Here is a 17,676-nt window from a genome sequence, read left to right as displayed (position 1 = left end):
ACGCAACGGCCGCGGTGATGGGGAGCCGCACAAGTTCTGGTCCCCACATTTTGAGCCCGGCCGCGCGGCCTCACGCCGCGCCGGCCAGCGTTGCCCCCCGTCGCGCCCGGGTTCGGCGGCGGATCAGCGCCGCCTCGGCCCGGCGCTGCGCCTCGGCGCGGGCGAGCAGCAGGTCGAGGATGCCGGTCTCGACGCGCTCGCCGGTATCGCGGTCGGTGAGCCGGCGGATGCGATCGACCCGGAATCCGCGGTAGCCGCCGCGCGCGGCGTCGATGCCGCCGAGCAGCGTCCGGCCGGGGCCGAGCCTCAGTTCCCGCGCGGCGAGCCGCCGGCTGCTCCAGGCCCCCGTGCCGTCCTCGTAGACGAGGTCGAAGCGGCCCTCGAGCGGCAGCGTCCGCCACGCCCCGGCGAGCGCGCCTGCGCCGCGGCCGCGCCCCGCTCCCGGCCCGAAAAAATCCTGTCCATTCATGAACATCATATGGGGTCGCGGGGGCGCGCGCGGTAGGCCGCGCGCGCCCGTGCGGGGCGATTCCGGGGCCGTGCCGGGCAGGCCGTCGGCGGCGCGGCTTGACTCGGGGGGCCCCGCGTGAATGGTGCCGCCCTCATCCCAAGAAGAAGCCGTCATGCACCGTTACCGTACCCACACCTGCGGGGCGCTCCGCCCGTCCGAAGTCGGGCAGTCCGTCCGGCTCTCCGGCTGGTGTCACCGCGTCCGCGACCACGGCGGCGTGCTGTTCGTGGACCTGCGCGACCATTACGGCGTGACGCAGTGCGTGGTGGATTCCGACTCCCCGGCGTTCAAGGCGGCCGAGGCGGTGCGCTCGGAATGGGTGATCCGGATCGACGGACGCGTCCGCACCCGGCCCGCCGGCACCGAGAACCCGGAACTGCCGACCGGCGCGGTCGAAGTCTACATCGACGACTTGGAGGTGCTGGGGCCGGCCGGCGAGCTGCCCCTGCCGGTCTTCGGCGACCAGGAATATCCGGAGGAGACGCGGCTGCGCTACCGCTTCCTCGACCTGCGCCGGGAGAAGCTGCACGCCAACATCATGAAGCGCGGCGCGATCATCGACGCGCTCCGCCGCCGGATGCGCGACGGCGGTTTCTTCGAGTTCCAGACCCCCATCCTGACGGCCTCGTCGCCTGAGGGCGCGCGCGACTACCTCGTGCCCTCGCGCGTGCACCCGGGCAAGTTCTACGCGCTGCCGCAGGCGCCGCAGCAGTTCAAGCAGCTCACGATGATCGCGGGCTTCGACCGCTACTTCCAGATCGCGCCCTGCTTCCGCGACGAGGACGCGCGGGCCGACCGCTCCCCGGGCGAGTTCTACCAGCTCGACATCGAGATGAGCTTCGTCACGCAGGAGGACGTGTTCCAGGCGGTGGAGCCGGTGCTGCGCGGCGTGTTCGAGGAGTTCGCGGCGGGCAAGCGCGTCACGGAGGAATTTCCGCGCATCACCTACGCCGACGCGATGCTGCGCTACGGCGTCGACAAGCCGGACCTGCGCAACCCCCTGATCATCGCCGACGTGACCGACGAGTTCGCCGACGACGCGGTCGCGTTCAAGGCGTTCAAGGGCGTGATCAAGGCCGGCGGCGTCGTCCGCGCGGTGCCCGCCCCCGGCGCGGCGGCGCAGCCGCGATCCTTCTTCGACAAGCTGAACGACTGGGCCCGCTCGGAGGGTGCGCCGGGGCTCGGCTACGTCGTGTTCGAGGACGAGGGCGGCGGGCTCGTCGGCAAGGGGCCGATCGCCAAGTTCATCCCCGCCGCGATCCAGGCGCGGATCGCCGAGAAGGCGGGCGTCAAGGCCGGCGACGCGGTGTTCTTCGCCGCCGGACCCGAGGCGAAGGCGGCCGGGCTCGCCGGCAAGGCCCGCGTGCGGGTCGGCGACGAACTCGGGCTGTCCGACAAGGATCAGTACGCCTTCTGCTGGATCACCGACTTCCCGATGTACGAGTGGAACGAGGAAGATAAGAAGGTCGACTTCTCCCACAACCCGTTCTCGATGCCGAACATCGACCGCGAGGTTTTCTTGGGGTTCGACGTGGATGCGCTCGCCTCCGAGGGCGAGAACGGCGAACTCACGAAGAAAATCCTCGGGATCAAGGCGTTCCAGTACGACATCGTCTGCAACGGCGTCGAACTCTCGTCGGGCGCGATCCGCAACCACCGCCCCGACGTGATGGAGAAGGCCTTCGCCATCGCCGGCTACGGCCGCGAGGTGCTGGAGGAAAAGTTCGGCGGCATGCTGAACGCCCTGCGCATGGGCGCCCCGCCCCACGGCGGCATCGCGCCGGGGGTGGACCGCATCGTCATGCTCCTGTGCAACGAGCCGAACATCCGCGAGGTGGTGCTGTTCCCGATGAACCAGCGCGCCGAGGACCTGATGATGGGTGCCCCCGCCGAGGCGACGCCGAAGCAGCTTCGCGAGCTGCACATCCGCCTCAATCTGCCCGAGAAGAAGGGGTGAGGCCCGCGCTCGGGTTCCGCGCGGCCGGCGCGGCGACAGCCCTGCTCTGGCTGGTGACCGCCGCGCCCGCAACGGCCCAGCCCGAGGGCTGCCGCCCGACCGCCGCGCAGTACCGCGCCCTGAAGCGGGGCATGAGCCGCGCCGCCGTCGATCGGCATCTCGGCTGCGCCGGACGGCGCGTCTCCCGCCTCCGGATCGGGACCCAGCGCCGGGCGGTCTACACGTGGTACGGGCGGGGGACCTACGGGGCCAACCTCGACGTGACGTTCGCCGACGGGCGGCTGGCCGACAAGTCGCAGCTCGGGCTGCGGTAGTCCGGTGACGGGCCTCGCGGCGGTCGTCGTCGCCCACGACAGCGCCGAGGCCCTGCCCGCCTGCCTCGCGGCGCTGAAGGTCGAGGGCGTGCCGGCCCTCGTCGTCGACAACGCCAGCCGCGACGCCTCCGTCGCGATCGCCGAGGCAGCCGGGGCGCGGGTGCTCCGCAACGCGCGCAACGAGGGCTACGGCCGCGCCAACAATCGCGGCGTGCGGGCGAGCGCGGCGGGCCACGTGCTGATCGTCAACCCGGACGTGATCCTGCAACCGGGTGCCGCGGCGGCGCTGGCGGCGGCGGCGCGGGCCTGGCCGGATGCGGGGCTCTTCGCCCCCCGCATCGTCGAGCCGGACGGGCGGTTCTTCTACCAGCCGCGCTCCCTGCTCGCGCCCTACCTGACCAACCCCGGCGGCCGGCGCGACCTGCCGAAGGGCGACGCCTGCGCCCCGTTCCTGTCGGGGGCCTGCCTGATGGTCGAGCGCGCCCTGTTCCTCGCGCTCGGCGGCTTCGACGAGGAGATTTTTTTATTTTACGAGGATGACGACCTCTGCCGCCGGGTGGCCGATGCCGGGCGCGCGCTGGTCCACGTCCACGCCGCGGTGGCGCTGCACGGGCGCGGGCGATCCTCGGCACCGGAGCCCGGCCGCGTGTTCCGGACGCGCTGGCATCAGGCGTGGTCGCGGGCCTATGTGAGCCGCAAGTACGGCCTGCCCGATCCGAGCCCGTCCACGATGCTCGTCAACCTGCCGAAGGCGGCGCTCGCCGCCCTCGCCCTCCGCCGCGCCGGGGTCGAGCGCTACGGCGGCTCCGCGGCCGGGGCGCTGGCCGCCTTGCGCGGGCGGCGGGCGCTCGACCGGGAGGGGCTGGCGTGAGCCGCATCCCGACCATCGCCGAGGCCCTGGCGGAGGGCCCGAACGGCTTCACCGGCCTGCGGTTCCTGCTGGCGCTCGCGGTGGTGGTCTCCCACGCCTTCAGCGTCGCCACCGGCGCGGCGGCCGACGAGCCGCTGGCGCGGGCCACGGGCTACACGCTCGGCGAGCACGCGGTGAACGGCTTCTTCGCCGTCTCGGGCTTCCTCGTCACCATGAGCTGCGACCGGCGGGGGGCGTGGGACTACGCGCTCGCCCGCACCCTGCGCATCCTCCCCGGGCTGGCGGCGGCGACGCTCGTCGTCGCCCTCGTCCTCGGCGGGGCGCTGACCCGGTTGCCGCTCGCCGAGTACCTGCGCGAGCCCGGCCTGTGGCGCTTCGTCCAGGGCACGCTGACGACCTTCAAGAGCAACGCGGCGCTGCCCGGCCTGTTCGAGGCCAACCCCTACCGGGCGCCGCTCGGCACCGTCTGGACGCTCAAGTACGAGGTGCTGTGCTACCTCGGCGTGCTCGCCGCCGCCCTCTGCGGGGCCCTGCGGCGGCGCTGGCCGGCGACGCTTCTGCTCGCGGGCCTCGCCGCCGGCCTGCTCGCGATGACCGCCCTGCGCGGGGCCGATCTGCCGAAGGGCGTCGAGACCGCCCTGCGCCTGCCGCTGATCTTCACCGCCGGCGCCTGCCTCTACCTCTGGCGGGTGCGGCTGCGGATCTCCGGGCCCGCCCTGCTCTGCCTCGGCGTCGGGCTGTTCGTCCTCGCCCGGACCCCGGCCTACCCGCCGCTACTGTTCCTGGCGGAGAGCTACGGCGCCGTATGGCTCGCCCTCGGGCCGCTGGCACGGAGGATCTTCGACCCACCGGCCGACCTGTCCTACGGGATCTATCTCTACGGCTGGCCGGTGCAGCAGAGCCTGCACGCCCTGTGGCCCGGGCCCTCGGGCTTCGCCCTGCTCGCCCCGGCGCTGGCCCTGACGATGCCGGTGGCCGCCCTGTCCTGGTACGCGGTCGAGCGGCCGGCGCTGGCGTTGAAGGCCCGGGCGCTGGGCCGGGCCAAGCTCGGCACGATCGAGCCGGCCGGGCCGTGAGCGCGGCGCTCTCGCCCGCGGCCGCCATCGCCTACGCCGCGCGCCTGCTGGAGGCCCGGGGTTTCGCCGAGGCGGCGCGCAACACCCGCGGCGACAGCCTCTACCTGCGGCCGCCGGGCAGCCCCTGGCACCTGCGCCTGTCGAACCACCCCCGCACGATGAAGCAGCGTCGGCGGCGGACCGACGTGCTGACGAGCCTCGTAATCGACGCGCCGCGCTCAACGGAGCAAGTGGAGACGCTGGTGCGGGGGGCACAGGCCAACTTCTTCGCTGCGCTGCGTCGGCGGGACGGCGCTGACCTCGCTAGCGACCCGTGACGGCGTCCTGACGAAGCGCGGGATCCGGCTCGGCGCCGGGATCAGCGGGCTTGAACAACCGATTGTCCCAGGCGACGGGAATGTGTCGGCTGTGCGAGACGCGCCCGAACTCCGGATGTGTCGGGTTGATCAGGATGTTCTCGGCGACGCGGGCGACGACGCTCGGTACGAACAGGAGCAGCGATCGCTTGGCGTGGAACCACGTCTCCCCATACGCCTTCGAGACCGAGCCGTCCGCCAGATCCCAGCCCGGCAGCGCCGCAAGATTGACGGCCTCGTAGGACAGACCCACGGAAAGGATGATTTCGATGTAGTGCTGGTTCGGCGGTAGGAAGCCGCTGCCGTGGACGAGCTTTTCCAGCATCGCCGTCCCGTAATCCGCCGAGGTGTAGATGATGGGGCTGGAGGGTGTGTTCCATCGGCCCGGATACAGGGCTGCACCGGCCGCGTCGAAGATGGAATGCTCGCCAGCCGGGTCGCCGATCCGGTAGGCTTTCTGAACGTGCGGAAGTCTTTGCGCGGTCAAGCCGCGGAACCGTACTGAAGCCTGCCCAGGATCGCTTCGACCTGAGGACCGCCGAACTCCGATCCCATGACCGCGTCGATCGGACGTTGTCCCTCGAGCAGGGCGTGGGGCCGGTACAGGAAGTCCCGGGCTGCATCCTCGCTCTTCCAGACCGCGCAAGCGAGCGTCCAGACACGCGCCAACCGGACAACCTTCGCGCCCTCCAACTCCGACAGGCGCGCATCGCCCGACCGCGGGGCCTTTCGTCGGCTCAGCGTCGCCTTCTTCACCACGCCGAACCTGAATTCGCGATCGTCCGGCGCGACCGCCGCTGCAACCCGGTCCAGCGCCTGAACGGGCAACCCTTCCTTGATGCGCCTGACGATCTCGCTCGTCGACACCGTCCCGGCCGGGGGCCGGCTGACATCGAGGAGTTGCGCGATCACGGCCTCGTTCGACATGTCTCGCCTCCCTCACGTGAGGCCAAGATATGGCTCACGTGAGGTCGCCGCAAGCACGTCGATCAGGATCCGGCTCGACTGATCGCACCCCTCTTTTCGACCTTAAACCTCCGAGTCCGCGTCCCGGAAATAGGGCTCGACCGTGCCCTTGAGCTTCACCGTCATCGGGTTGCCGGCCCGGTCGAGAGTCTTGCCGGCCGAGAGCCGGACCCAGCCCTCGCTGACGCAGTACTCCTCGACGTTGGTCTTCTCGACGCCCTTGAAGCGCACGCCGACGCCGCGCTCCAGGAGCTTCTCGTCGTAGTACGGGCTGTTCGGGTTCGCCGCGAGGCGGTCGGGGGGCGTGTCGGTCATGGCGGTTTCGGTCATGGCGCCGGCTCGGTACGGGAATCCGCGGGCGCGCGCAACGCCGCGAGCAGCGCCGCGACCTGCCCGCTCTGGAGCAGCGGCACCAGCCGCGTCACCTCGGCGTGCGGCCGGTCCCACCACGCCGCCGCCACCAGCGCCGCCGCGGTCTCGGCGTCGAAGCGGTGGCGCACGATCCGGGCCGGGTTGCCGGCCGCCACCGCGTAGGGCGGCACATCCCGGGTGACGACCGCGCGGGCCGCCACCACCGCCCCGTGGCCGACGCTCACCCCGGACAGGATGGTGCAGCCGGAGCCGAGCCAGACGTCGTGCCCGATCGCCACGTCGCCGCGCGAGGCGTGGTAGTCCGCGGGCGCGTCGGCGTCCGGGAAAAGCCCGCCCATGGCCGCGAACGGGTAGGTCGATACCCAGTCGAGCCGGTGGTCGCCGCCGAGCAGGATCTCGACCTTGTCGGCGATGGAACAATAGCGGCCGATCGTCAGGCGCCGCCCGCTCTCGGGGAAGCGCACCTTGGGACGCCCGTACGAGTAGGCTCCTATGGAGAATCCGTAGGTCCGCGCCAGCTTGGCGAGGTGGATCCGGGTCTCGTTGTGCGGGTTGCGCCCCCTGCGCAGCCGTTGCAACAAACCGCTCAAGACGCGGCCCCGCCGGTGGAGGGGGCCGCCCGAGGCATGTGAAGGGGAGCGAGCGCGATGGGCGACAACATGTCCGAGGACCTCAAGTCCGGGGCGCTCGTCTACCACCGCGAACCGCGCCCCGGGAAGCTGGAGATCCAGGCGACCAAGCCGCTCGGCAACCAGCGCGACCTCGCGCTGGCCTACTCGCCGGGCGTGGCCGCGGCCTGCATGGCGATCCACGACGACCCGCAGGAGGCGGCCACCCTCACCGTCCGTCAGAACCTCGTGGCGGTGCTCTCGAACGGCACGGCGGTGCTGGGGCTCGGCGACATCGGTCCGCTGGCCTCGAAGCCGGTGATGGAGGGCAAGGCGGTCCTGTTCAAGAAGTTCGCCGGGATCGACGTGTTCGACATCGAGGTCGACCAGAAGGACGTCGGCAAGCTCGTCGACTGCGTCTGCGCCCTGGAGCCGACCTTCGGCGGCATCAACCTGGAGGACATCAAGGCCCCCGAGTGCTTCGAGGTCGAGGAGCAGTGCCGGGCGCGGATGAACATCCCGGTCTTCCACGACGACCAGCACGGCACGGCGATCATCGTCGCGGCGGCCGTCCTCAACGGCCTCGAACTCGCCGGCAAGACGTTGTCGGACGTGCGGATCGTGACCTCGGGCGCGGGCGCGGCGGCGCTCGCCTGCCTCAACCTGCTCGTGTCGCTCGGCGCCCGGGTCGAGAACATCACCGTCACCGACATCAAGGGCGTGGTCTACAAGGGCCGGCCCGAGCTGATGGACCGCTGGAAGGACATCTACGCCCAGGAGACCGAGAAGCGCACGCTCGCCGAGGTGATCCCCGGCGCCGACGTGTTCATCGGCCTCTCGGCCGGCGGCGTGCTCAAGCCCGAGTACCTGAAGGAGATGGCCGAGAAGCCGCTGATCATGGCGCTGGCCAACCCCTACCCCGAGATCATGCCGGACCTGGCCGAGAAGGAGCGGCCGGACGCGATGATCTGCACCGGGCGCTCGGACTTCCCGAACCAGGTCAACAACGTCCTGTGCTTCCCCTACATCTTCCGCGGGGCGCTGGATGTCGGCGCCCACAAGATCAACGAGGAGATGAAGAAGGCCGCGGTCAAGGCGATCGCCGGGCTCGCCCACGAGACCACCTCCGACGTGGTGGCCCGCGCCTACGGCGGCGAGGCGCGGCCGTTCGGGCCGAAATCGCTGATCCCGAGCCCGTTCGACCCGCGGCTGATCCTGCGCATCGCCCCCGCGGTGGCCAAGGCCGCGATGGATTCGGGCGTCGCCGGCCGGCCGCTCGCCGACATCGACGCCTACGCCGAGAGCCTGGACCGGTTCGTCCACCGCTCCGGCCTGCTCATGAAGCCGCTGTTCACCAAGGCGAAGGAGGCCCCTAAGCGGGTCATCTACGCCGAGGGCGAGGACGAGCGGGTGCTGCGGGCTGTGCAGGCGATCGTCGAGGACCGGGTCGCCAAGCCGATCCTCGTCGGCCGCCCGCGGGTGGTCGAGACCCGGCTGAAGCGCTTCGGCCTGTCGATCGAGCACGGCCGCGACTTCGAGCTGATCGATCCCGAGGACGATCCCCGCTACCGCGCCTACGTCCAGACCTACCTCGACGTGGCGGGCCGGCGCGGCATCACCCCCGATGCGGCGCGCACGCTGGTGCGCACCAACAGCACGGTGATCGGCGCCATCGCCGTGCGCCGCGGCGAGGCCGACGCGCTGATCTGCGGGCTGGAGGGCCGCTTCGAGACCCGCCTGCGCATCATCCGCGACGTGATCGGCCTCAAGCCCGGCATCACCCAGTGCGCGGCGATGAGCCTGATCGTCACCACCGAGGGCGCCTACTTCCTCGCCGACACGCACGTGCGCCAGAACCCGACCGCCGAGGAGATCGCCGAGCTCGCCTCGGCCTGCGCCAACCACGTCGGGCGCTTCGGCCTGCAACCGAAGATCGCGCTGCTCAGCCACTCCGATTTCGGGCAGTCGGACTCGCCCTCGGCGGTGAAGATGCGCGAGGCCCTGGCGCTGATTCAGGCGCGCGACCCCGGTCTTCAGGTCGACGGCGAGATGCAGGCGGATTCGGCCCTGTCCGAGGTCGTGCGCGACCGGGTGCTGCCGGGCTCGCGGCTGAAGGGGGCGGCCAACGTGCTGATCTTCCCCAACCTCGACGCGGCCAACATCGCCTTCCAGTTCGCCAAGGTGCTGGCCGATGCGCTGCCGGTGGGGCCGCTGCTGATCGGCCCGGCCAAGCCCGCCCACATCCTCACGCCCTCGGTCACCGCCCGCGGCATCGTCAACGTCACCGCCGCCGCGGTGGCCGAGGCGCAGGCGGGCGACGCCGAGGCGAGCGCGGTGGGCGGCGAGGCCGGGGCCGGCATGATCTCGGAGTGAGGCCGGTCCGGTCCTGATCGCGCCGGTGCAGGTCCCGCCCACCGAGGCCCTGCAACCCTCGGTTCCGCGCCGGGTCGTCCTCTGCCTCGGCGCGTCGCAGCTCGTCGGCTGGGGCGTCACCTACTACCTCGTCGGCGGCTTCGGCGCGCTGATCGCGGCCGGCAACGGCTGGACCGACGCGCAGGTGCACGGCGGCTTCTCCATCGGCCTCGTGGTCATGGGGGTCGCCTCGCCGCTGGTCGGCCGCGCGATCGACCGCTTCGGGGGCCGGCCGGTGATGTCCGCGGGCTCGTGCCTCGCCGCCGCCGGCTGCCTCGGGGTCGCCGCGGCCACGAGCCTGCCCGGCTACTACGCGGCCTGGATCTGCCTCGGGCTGGCGATGCGCTGCGCCCTCTACGACGCCGCCTTCGCCGCGCTCGCCCGCATCGGCGGCGCCGAGGCCAAGCCGGCGATGGCGCAGATCACCCTGTTCGGCGGCCTCGCCTCCACGGTGCTCTGGCCGATCGGCCACGCGCTCGCCGAGGCGCTGGGCTGGCGCGGGGCGCTCGTCGGCTACGCGGGGCTCGCCCTGCTCACCCTGCCGCTGCACCTCGCGATCCCGCGGGGGCGCTTCTCCGACCGTCCCGCCGGGCCCGCGCGGCCGGCGGCGCGCCCGCTGGCGCTGACGCCGTTCGACCGGCGGCTCGCGGGTGCGCTCTACGCGCTGATCGCCACGGTGGCAAACGTGCTCAACGCGGCGATGTCGGCGGGGATGATCAACATCCTCACCGGGCTCGGGCTCGCCGCCTCCGCCGCCGTCTGGATCGCGACCCTGCGCGGCATCGGCCAGTCGGCCGCGCGGCTCGGCGAGGTGCTGTTCGGGCGGCGTCTGCCCGCCCTCGATCTCAACCTCGCCGCCTGCGCGCTCCTGCCCGTCGCCTTCGTGGCGGGATCGTGGAGCGGCGTCAGCCTCGCGGCGGCCGTGGCCTTCGCCCTGCTCTACGGGGCGGGCAACGGCGTCCTGACCATCACCCGCGGCAGCCTGCCGCTCGCCCTGTTCGACCCGGCCGTCTACGGCAGCCTCGTCGGCCTCCTCGTGGCGCCGAGCCTGCTGCTCTCGGCGGCCGCGCCGCTCGCCCTCGTGCTGGTGATCGAGCGCTTCGGCGAGACCGCGGCCCTGAGCCTGTGCACAATGCTCGCTCTGGTAGCGCTCGCCGCCGGCATCGCCTTGCGCTTGCGCTTCGGCGGAGATTCCGGAGGACGCCGCCGCCCGGGCCGCGGATGAGGCTTGACCGTGACCCGCGGCGCCCGCACCACGCCCCGAAGGGCATGCGGGGCTGATCGGGCGATGTGTTTCTCGGCGGAGGCGAATTTCGTCGCGAGCGGCGTCATTGGGGCGGTCGGCGTCGCCACGCTCTCCCACGTTCGCCATCCGCGCGCGGTGCTGTTCGCGGCAATGCCGATGTTCTTCGCCCTGCACCAGTTCACGGAGGGCTTCGTCTGGCTCGGTCTCGACGGGCGGATCCGTCCGGAGGCGCTCGGCCACCTCGTCTTCATCTTCATCCTGTACGCACAGGGGGTGCTGCCCTTCCTGATGCCGCTCGCCGTGCTGCTCATGGAGCCGCCGGGCTGGCGCCGCCGAGGCATCGCCGCCCTGACCGCCCTGGGCGCGGTCCTGTCCGCGATCGTGTTCCGCGAGCTGATCGTCGATCCGAGCACCGCCAGCATCGAGCATCACTCGATCCGCTACGACAATCCCGGCACGGCGCTGGCCTGGGTGGCGGCGGTCTACGTGATCGCCACCTGCGGCGCGCTGGTGGCGTCGAGCCACCGGGTGGTGCGCTGGTTCGGCTGGCTCAACCTCGCGGGCGTGGCCGTGACGCTGGCGGTGAAGGGCTACGCCTTCACCTCGGTCTGGTGCCTCTACGCGGCCCTGATCAGCGTCATGCTGTACTGGCAGTTCCGCGCCCGCCACATCGACGTGGTCCGGCCGAACAGCCGGCTCCTCGGGCTGGAGCCCGCCTGAGCTGAAGTCCCAGGTTGCCAAAGGGCGCGCCCTTCGGTGGGACGCCGGGGCGAGGCCCCGGCATCACAGGGGGCCACCCTGCACGTGCGAGAGCGCGAGCCTTTCGAAACCCGGACTTCGCCTCAGCCGATCTCGATCCGGGCATCGAGTCCGAGCACGCGGCCGAGGCCCCGCACCCGGTTCAGCAGCCGCTCGCTGCCGAGGTCGGCCCAGTCCGGCGGCAGCCGCAGAACCGCGCGTCCGCCCTCCACCGCGATCGGGGCGCGGCCCAGCGCCCCGTCGATGCCGGCCGAGATCGGGAAGGCGACGCGCAGCAGCGCCCCGAGCAGGCGGGCCCGCTCGAACAGGCGCGGGCCGGCGAGGCCCCGGAGCAGCGGGTTGGCCTTCTCCGGCGCGACGCCGCTGTGGCGCAGGGACACGGACAGGGCGAGGTAGGCCCGTCCCGGGTGGTCGACGCCGACGAAGGCGGCATTCTGGATCACCGCGATGCTCTGGTCGCCGCGATAGTCGGGATGGGCGCGCCAGCCCACGTCCGAGAGAAGGCAGGCGGCGTGGCGCAGGCGGCGCTCGTCGGCGGTCTCGTGCCCGTCGAGGGAGGCCACGAACGCGTCGGTCCAGCCGATCAGCTCCTCGCCGTGGCGGGGCGAGCGGGCGCGCAGGGCGTTGAACTCGGCCGCCGAGGCGAGCAGCGGGTCGAGGAGCCGGGTCTCGCGGTCGAGCTGCTCGAACAGCAGGCCCTCGCGCACGCCGGAGGCCGACACCGCCACCGCCCGGGGGCGGCCGACGCGGATGATTTCTTCGAGAACCACGGCGCCGTAGGCGAGCAGCGGCCGGCGCGCCTCGGAGATCGCGTCGATGTCGCCGAGCTGCGACACGTCGGTCTGCTCGACGATCTGGAGGAAGCTCAACTCGTCGGTCGGATCGACCGTGTAGCCGTGCATCACGTGGACGGGATAGCCGCGCGCCGCCTGGTGCAGCCGGGCGATGGCCCGCCACGTGCCGCCGACCGCATAGAAGGTCCGTCCGTTGAGCGTCTCGAGCTGCGGGGCGGCCTTGCGCATGTGCTCGCGCACGATCTTGCCGGCCTTCTTGATCGAGCCGCCTGAGAGATCCTGGAGGGCGAGCCCGCCGAGCGGCATGGTCACCCCCTGCCCCACCACGGTGCCGCGCACGTCGACCAGCTCCAGCGAGCCGCCGCCCATGTCGCCGACCACCCCGTCCGGCGCGTGGAAGCCCGAGACGACGCCGAGCGCCGACAGCTCGGCCTCCCGCCGGCCGGACAGGAGCTGGATCTCCTGCCCGCAGGCGGCCTGCGCCGCGCGCAGGAAGTCGGGCCCGTTCGAGGCGTCGCGGGCGGCGGCGGTGGCCAGCACGTGGACGCTGCCCACCCGCATCGTCTCGCACAGGATGCGGAACCGGCCGAGCGCCGCGAGCGCGCGCGCCACCGCCTCCTCGTTCAGCCGCCCCGTGGTCAGGACATTGCGGCCGAGCCCGCACAGAACCTTCTCGTTGTAGAGCGGCGTCGGCGCCCGGGTGAGCCCGTCGTAGGCGACGAGCCGGACCGAGTTCGAGCCGATGTCGATGATCGCCACCGGCCGGCACGGGTCGCCCAGCGGCGCGTCGGCGGCGTGCGCGAGGGTGAGGTTGGCGCGTGGGCTGGCCAAACGCTGCGGCTCCTGGTCGGTCGGGCGCGCCGGGCCGCGCCGCGGGACAGTGTAGGCCTCCCCGCGCGCCCGGCGAGGGGTCAGGGACGCTGGGCGCGCCGGCTGAGCGCCCGGGGGCTGGACTTCTTCGAGGACTTGCCGCGCCCGGACAGGCTCGGGTTGGTCATGAAGTACTTGTGGGCGTTGAACGGCTCCTCGCCCTCGGCCGGCTGGACGCGCTCGCAGCCGCCGGACGCCAGAACGCGCCAGCTCTGCCGGTTGTCGAGCAGGTTGGCCAGCATGATCTGGTCGAGAACCTGTTGATGGACGGTCGGGTTGGTGACCGGCATCAGCGCCTCGACCCGGCGGTCGAGGTTGCGGCTCATCAGGTCGGCGGAGGAGATGTAGACCGTCGCCTTCGGGTGGGGCAGGCCGACGCCGTTGCCGAAGGCGTAGATGCGCCCGTGCTCCAGGAAGCGGCCGACGATCGACTTGACGCGGATCGTCTCGGACAGCCCCGGCACGCCCGGCCGAAGGCAGCAGATGCCGCGCACCACGCAGTCGATCTGCACGCCGGCCGCCGAGGCGTCGTAGAGCGCGTCGATGATCTGGCCGTCGACCAGCGAGTTGCACTTGATCCAGATCGCCGCCGGCCGCCCGGCCCTCGCGTGGGCGATCTCGGCCTCGATGTGCTCCAGGAGCCGGGGCTTGAGGGTGAGCGGCGAGACCGCCATCCGCTCCAGCTCCGCCGGCTCGGCGTAGCCGGTGATGAAGTTGAAGATCCGGCTCACGTCGCGGGCGATGGCCGGGTCGGCGGTGAAGAACGACAGGTCGGTGTAGATCCGCGCGGTGATCGGGTGGTAGTTGCCGGTGCCGACGTGGCAGTAGGTGACGAGCCGGTCGCCCTCGCGGCGGACGACCATCGACAGCTTGGCGTGGGTCTTCAGCTCGACGAAGCCGAACACCACCTGCGCGCCGGCCTTTTCCAAATTGCGGGCCCAGCGGATGTTGGCCTCCTCGTCGAAGCGCGCCTTCAGCTCGACGAGGGCGGTGACCGACTTGCCGGCCTCGGCCGCCTCGGCGAGCGCCGCGACGATCGGCGAGTTGGACGAGGTGCGGTAGAGCGTCTGCTTGATCGCCACCACGTTCGGGTCGCGGGCCGCCTGCGCCAGGAACTGCACCACCGCGTCGAACGATTCGTAGGGGTGGTGGACGATGAAGTCTTTCTGGCGGATCGCGGCGAACACGTCGCCGCCCGACTCGCGGATCCGCTCCGGGAAGCGCGGGGCGTAGGGCTTGAACTTCAGGTCCGGCCGGTCGATGCCGACGATCTGCGACAGCTCGTTGAGCGCCAGCATCCCCTCGACGAGGAAGACCGCCTCGGTCGAGATCTCCAGCTCCTCGGTGACGAAGGTCCGCAGCTCCTCCAGCATCCCGGCCTCGACCTCCAGGCGGATGACGACGCCGCGGCGGCGCTGCTTCAGCGCCGTCTCGAAGTGGAGGACGAGATCCTCGGCCTCCTCCTCGATCTCGAGGTCTGAGTCGCGCACCACCCGGAAGGCGCCGCGACCCTTGACGAGGTAGCCGGGGAACAGCCGGCCCGTGAACAGGCCGATCACCTCCTCGATGGCGATGAACCGGGCATGCGTATCGCCGTCGAGCGCCGGCAGGCGCACGAAGCGGTCGAGGACGCCGGGCAGGCGGATCAGGGCGCGCAGCACCCGCCCGTCCCGGGGCCGCACCAGCAGCAGGGCCAGGGTGGTGCCGAGGTTCGGGATGAACGGGAACGGGTGGGCCGGGTCGATCGCGAGCGGCGTCAGCACTGGGAAGACGAGGGTGAGGAAGTACTCCTCCAGCCACGCGGCGTGCGCGGGGGCGAGGTCGGCGGGCTCGACGAGGTCGATCTCGGCGGCGTGCAGCTCGCCCCGCAGCTCCCGCCAGCGCGCCTGCTGATCGACGGCGAGGCGGCCGACCTCGATGCCGATGCGGGCGAGCTGCTCGGAGGGGCTCAGGCCGTCCTGCGAGGGCACGGTGATGCCGGCCCGGACCTGATCGTGCAGGCCGGCGACGCGGACCATGAAGAATTCGTCGAGGTTGTTGGCCGAGATCGACAGGAAGCGCAGGCGCTCCAGCAGCGGGTGGTTGGGGTTCGAGGCCTCCTCCAGCACGCGCCGGTTGAACTGAAGCCACGAGAGCTCGCGGTTCACGAAACGCTCGGGGGCGTGGCGCAGCGAGCGGCCGGCCTCCAGAACCGGCTCGCGGGCGGCGTCCGCGGGCGCGGCCGGGGCGGCGACCGGCTCGGGCGCGGCGGGCCACTCGTCGCCCGCGTCGGCGGTGGCGGTCGACGGCGGTGCGGGCGGGGCCGCGCCGTCGGGCGCCGCGGCGGCCGGCTTGTCCCCCGCTTGCCGACGCGGCGCGGCCGGGCGGCGGGCGGCCGGGCGCCCGCGGGTCTCGGCCGACCCGGACTCCGCGATCCCGGATTCCGGCGCCCCGGACGCTGCCGCCCCGGACGCTGCTGCCCCAGACTCCGCCGCCTTGGACTCGGCCGGGTCGCGATCGAGGGGCTTGGCTGTCGAATCCATCTCCGGTCCCTGTGTCTCGCGCCTGTCCCGGCGCCCCTTACCACCGCCCACCCGCCGCCTTCACGACGGTTCCGTGACAGCGGTCCGCGGGGCGCAACCCCACCCTACCCGTCCGCCTCGCCGTCGAGCCCCAGGCGCCGCAGGACCGCGAGTGCCAGCGGCCGGCTGATGCGGCGGCCGCGGCCGAGCGCGTCGCGGTCGAGTTCCGTCACCACGTCCCGGGCGAGCCCCAGCGAGCGGTCGATGCGCAGGGCCACCGCCTCGATCACCCCGAGATCGACCACGAGCTGCCGGTCGACGAACAGCTTGACGAGGACCGCCCGCAGGAGCGCGTCGTCCGGCGCCTCGATCCCGACGCCGGGGGCGAGGCGCAGGCGCGAGCGCAGGTCCGGCGTGGCGAGGCCGAGGGCGTCGATGCCGGCGGCGCTCGTCAACAGCACGGGCGCGGCGCGCTCGCGGGCCACGTTCAGGAGATGGAACAGGGCCGCCTCGTCGCGGCCCTCGGGCCGGTGGATGTCCTCCACCACGAGGGCGCCGTTGGAGACGAGATGGCCGACGCCCTCGGCACGCACCTCGGCGGCGGGGATCGTCCAGGCGTGGGCGCGCTCGGCCCAGATCGCCGCGAGGTGGCTCTTGCCGCTGCCGGGCGGGCCGGTGAGCATCAGCACGCTGTCGGGCCAGTCGGGCCACGCCTCGACCAGCGCGTAGGCCGCTTCGTTGGCCGGGCCGACCAGGAAATCCTCGCGGCCGTAGCGGGGATCGAGCGGCAGGTCGAAGGCCAGTTGCCGGGGTGGGGCGTCGTCGCGCATGCGGGGCAGAGGTTGAGCCTCGTCCGCCTCAGGTCAAGGCTTGCCGCTCACGTCGATCAGCACCGGCTGCTCGGCGTGATAGAGCCGGCTCTGGAGGTAGCGGGTCAGGCCGAACCGCACGAGCACGCCGATCGAGGCGGCGATCGGCACCGCGAGCAGGAGCCCGAGGAAGCCGAACAGGGCGCCGAAGGCCAGCAGCGCGAACATCAGCCAGACCGGGTGCAGGCCGGTCGAGTCCCCCACGAGCTTGGGGCTGATGACGTTGCCCTCCATGAACTGGCCGACGAGGAACACGCCGACCGTCAGCCCGAGATGCAGCCAGTCCGAGTTCGGCCAATACTGCACCAGGGCGACGCCCACCGAGAGCATGAAGCCGGTGAGCGTGCCGACGTAGGGAATGAAGGTGAGGAAGCCGGCGATCAGACCGATCAGCACGCCGAAGTTCAGCCCGACCAGCCAGAGGCCGACCGCGTAGAAGCTGCCGAGGATCAGGCAGACCAGCGTCTGGCCGCGGATGAAGCCGGTGATCGCGGTGTCGATCTGCCGGGCGAGGTCGCGCACGGTGGCGCGGTGGCGCGGCGGCACCCAGGAATCGATGGCGGCGATCATCCGGTCCCAGTCGACGAGGATGTAGAAGGCCACCACCGGGGTCACGACGAGCAGCGAGGCGATCGAGATCAGCGCCTGGCTGCCCGACCAGAGCGACTTGAGGAAGGCGAGGAGCCACGCCCCGCCCTGGGTGGCCAGCGTGCCGACCGAACTCTGCAACTCGCCGATGACGTTCTCGCCCCCGATCCGGTTCAGGAGCGTCCCCGCCCGGTCGGCGATGATGCCCTGGAGGCGCGACACCATCCCCGGCAGGGCGTTGATCAGCGCCACGACCTGATTGGCGGTCAGCGGGACGAGGATCAGCAGGCAGACGATCAGCGCGACGACGAACAGCGCCAGGATCAGGAGGCTGGCCGTGAGCCGGCCGAGGCCGAGGCGCTCAAGCCGGTCGGCGAGCGGGTCGAGCAGGTAGGCCAGCGTGATCCCGGCCACGAAGGGCAGTATCACCTCGCGCAGGAGGTAGACGAGGATCCCGAACGCGACGAGCGCCCCCAATCCGATCACGGCCCGCGTGCGCAACACCGCCGCCCCCCTGGTCACACTTTCCCGGGCGGACAGTGGGCGCCCGGGCCGGCCCGATCAAGGCCGCGCCCCCGGGATCGCGATCGATCGTCGGGCCGCCCC

The 17,676-nt window shown here is 72.2% G+C and carries 17 protein-coding genes; 8 read left to right on the top strand and 9 right to left on the bottom strand.

Annotation, left to right across the window (positions count from 1 at the left end; translation table 11 throughout):
- Positions 1 to 70: 70 nt before the first annotated feature.
- Positions 71 to 469, bottom strand: coding sequence for a hypothetical protein (locus Q8W71_RS06460; protein ID WP_370875351.1), 399 nt, complete (start codon positions 467 to 469; stop codon positions 71 to 73).
- A 154-nt stretch (positions 470 to 623) separates the two neighbouring features.
- Between Q8W71_RS06460 and aspS the strand changes: the two genes are divergently transcribed.
- Genes aspS through Q8W71_RS06435 form a run of 5 tightly spaced genes read left to right on the top strand, consistent with a single transcriptional unit; the run spans position 624 to position 5,046 of the window.
- Positions 624 to 2,468: an aspartate--tRNA ligase gene (aspS, locus tag Q8W71_RS06455; RefSeq protein ID WP_305524512.1), complete on the top strand. Its 1,845-nt coding sequence runs from the start codon at positions 624 to 626 to the stop codon at positions 2,466 to 2,468.
- Entirely contained in the window at positions 2,465 to 2,782 is a 318-nt protein-coding gene (locus Q8W71_RS06450) for a hypothetical protein (RefSeq protein ID WP_305524511.1), read from the top strand. Before aspS ends, Q8W71_RS06450 begins: the two co-directional genes overlap by 4 nt.
- 4 nt (positions 2,783 to 2,786) lie before the next feature.
- Positions 2,787 to 3,653: a glycosyltransferase family 2 protein gene (locus Q8W71_RS06445; RefSeq protein WP_305524510.1), complete on the top strand. Its 867-nt coding sequence runs from the start codon at positions 2,787 to 2,789 to the stop codon at positions 3,651 to 3,653.
- Positions 3,650 to 4,729 carry an acyltransferase family protein gene (locus Q8W71_RS06440; RefSeq protein ID WP_305524509.1) on the top strand — a complete coding sequence of 360 codons (1,080 nt, stop codon included), beginning with the start codon at positions 3,650 to 3,652 and terminating at the stop codon, positions 4,727 to 4,729. The genes Q8W71_RS06445 and Q8W71_RS06440 overlap by 4 nt, the downstream gene beginning before the upstream one ends.
- Positions 4,726 to 5,046 carry a hypothetical protein gene (locus Q8W71_RS06435; protein WP_305524508.1) on the top strand — a complete coding sequence of 107 codons (321 nt, stop codon included), beginning with the start codon at positions 4,726 to 4,728 and terminating at the stop codon, positions 5,044 to 5,046. Before Q8W71_RS06440 ends, Q8W71_RS06435 begins: the two co-directional genes overlap by 4 nt.
- Here Q8W71_RS06435 and Q8W71_RS06430 read toward each other — a convergent pair.
- From Q8W71_RS06430 to Q8W71_RS06415, 4 genes are all read right to left on the bottom strand, one after another.
- Positions 5,033 to 5,572, bottom strand: coding sequence for an RES family NAD+ phosphorylase (locus Q8W71_RS06430; RefSeq protein WP_305524507.1), 540 nt, complete (start codon positions 5,570 to 5,572; stop codon positions 5,033 to 5,035). The genes Q8W71_RS06435 and Q8W71_RS06430 overlap by 14 nt on opposite strands.
- A complete protein-coding gene (locus Q8W71_RS06425) occupies positions 5,569 to 6,012 on the bottom strand; it encodes an antitoxin Xre/MbcA/ParS toxin-binding domain-containing protein (protein ID WP_305524506.1) in 444 nt (147 codons plus the stop codon). Before Q8W71_RS06425 ends, Q8W71_RS06430 begins: the two co-directional genes overlap by 4 nt.
- 102 nt (positions 6,013 to 6,114) lie before the next feature.
- The gene (locus Q8W71_RS06420) at positions 6,115 to 6,366 is read right to left on the bottom strand and encodes a DUF3297 family protein (protein ID WP_305524647.1); all 252 of its coding nucleotides are present in this window, start codon (positions 6,364 to 6,366) and stop codon (positions 6,115 to 6,117) included.
- A gap of 11 nt (positions 6,367 to 6,377) precedes the next feature.
- Positions 6,378 to 7,001, bottom strand: coding sequence for a CatB-related O-acetyltransferase (locus Q8W71_RS06415; protein WP_305524646.1), 624 nt, complete (start codon positions 6,999 to 7,001; stop codon positions 6,378 to 6,380).
- A 69-nt stretch (positions 7,002 to 7,070) separates the two neighbouring features.
- Here Q8W71_RS06415 and Q8W71_RS06410 point away from each other — a divergent pair, with 69 nt between their 5' ends.
- From Q8W71_RS06410 to Q8W71_RS06400, 3 genes are all read left to right on the top strand, one after another.
- A complete protein-coding gene (locus tag Q8W71_RS06410; protein ID WP_305524505.1) occupies positions 7,071 to 9,404 on the top strand; it encodes an NADP-dependent malic enzyme in 2,334 nt (777 codons plus the stop codon).
- A gap of 25 nt (positions 9,405 to 9,429) precedes the next feature.
- The gene (locus tag Q8W71_RS06405) at positions 9,430 to 10,668 is read left to right on the top strand and encodes an MFS transporter (protein WP_305524504.1); all 1,239 of its coding nucleotides are present in this window, start codon (positions 9,430 to 9,432) and stop codon (positions 10,666 to 10,668) included.
- Between the two features lie 63 nt (positions 10,669 to 10,731).
- Positions 10,732 to 11,409 carry a DUF6629 family protein gene (locus tag Q8W71_RS06400; protein WP_305524503.1) on the top strand — a complete coding sequence of 226 codons (678 nt, stop codon included), beginning with the start codon at positions 10,732 to 10,734 and terminating at the stop codon, positions 11,407 to 11,409.
- Between the two features lie 122 nt (positions 11,410 to 11,531).
- Here Q8W71_RS06400 and ppx read toward each other — a convergent pair whose 3' ends face one another.
- The 4 genes from ppx to Q8W71_RS06380 form a co-directional block, all read right to left on the bottom strand.
- Entirely contained in the window at positions 11,532 to 13,073 is a 1,542-nt protein-coding gene (ppx, locus tag Q8W71_RS06395) for an exopolyphosphatase (protein ID WP_305524502.1), read from the bottom strand.
- Positions 13,074 to 13,153: 80 nt separating this feature from the next.
- The gene (locus tag Q8W71_RS06390; protein ID WP_305524501.1) at positions 13,154 to 15,634 is read right to left on the bottom strand and encodes an RNA degradosome polyphosphate kinase; all 2,481 of its coding nucleotides are present in this window, start codon (positions 15,632 to 15,634) and stop codon (positions 13,154 to 13,156) included.
- 104 nt (positions 15,635 to 15,738) lie between these two features.
- On the bottom strand, positions 15,739 to 16,443 hold the full coding sequence (locus tag Q8W71_RS06385) for a P-loop NTPase family protein (protein ID WP_305524500.1): 705 nt from the start codon (positions 16,441 to 16,443) through the stop codon (positions 15,739 to 15,741).
- A 33-nt stretch (positions 16,444 to 16,476) separates the two neighbouring features.
- Entirely contained in the window at positions 16,477 to 17,571 is a 1,095-nt protein-coding gene (locus Q8W71_RS06380; RefSeq protein WP_305524645.1) for an AI-2E family transporter, read from the bottom strand.
- Between the last annotated feature and the right edge of the window lie 105 nt (positions 17,572 to 17,676).

The sequence above is a fragment of the Methylobacterium amylolyticum genome, assembly GCF_030700245.1.
GTDB lineage: Bacteria > Pseudomonadota > Alphaproteobacteria > Rhizobiales > Beijerinckiaceae > Methylobacterium.
This window is presented reverse-complemented; position numbering and strand designations above follow the sequence as displayed.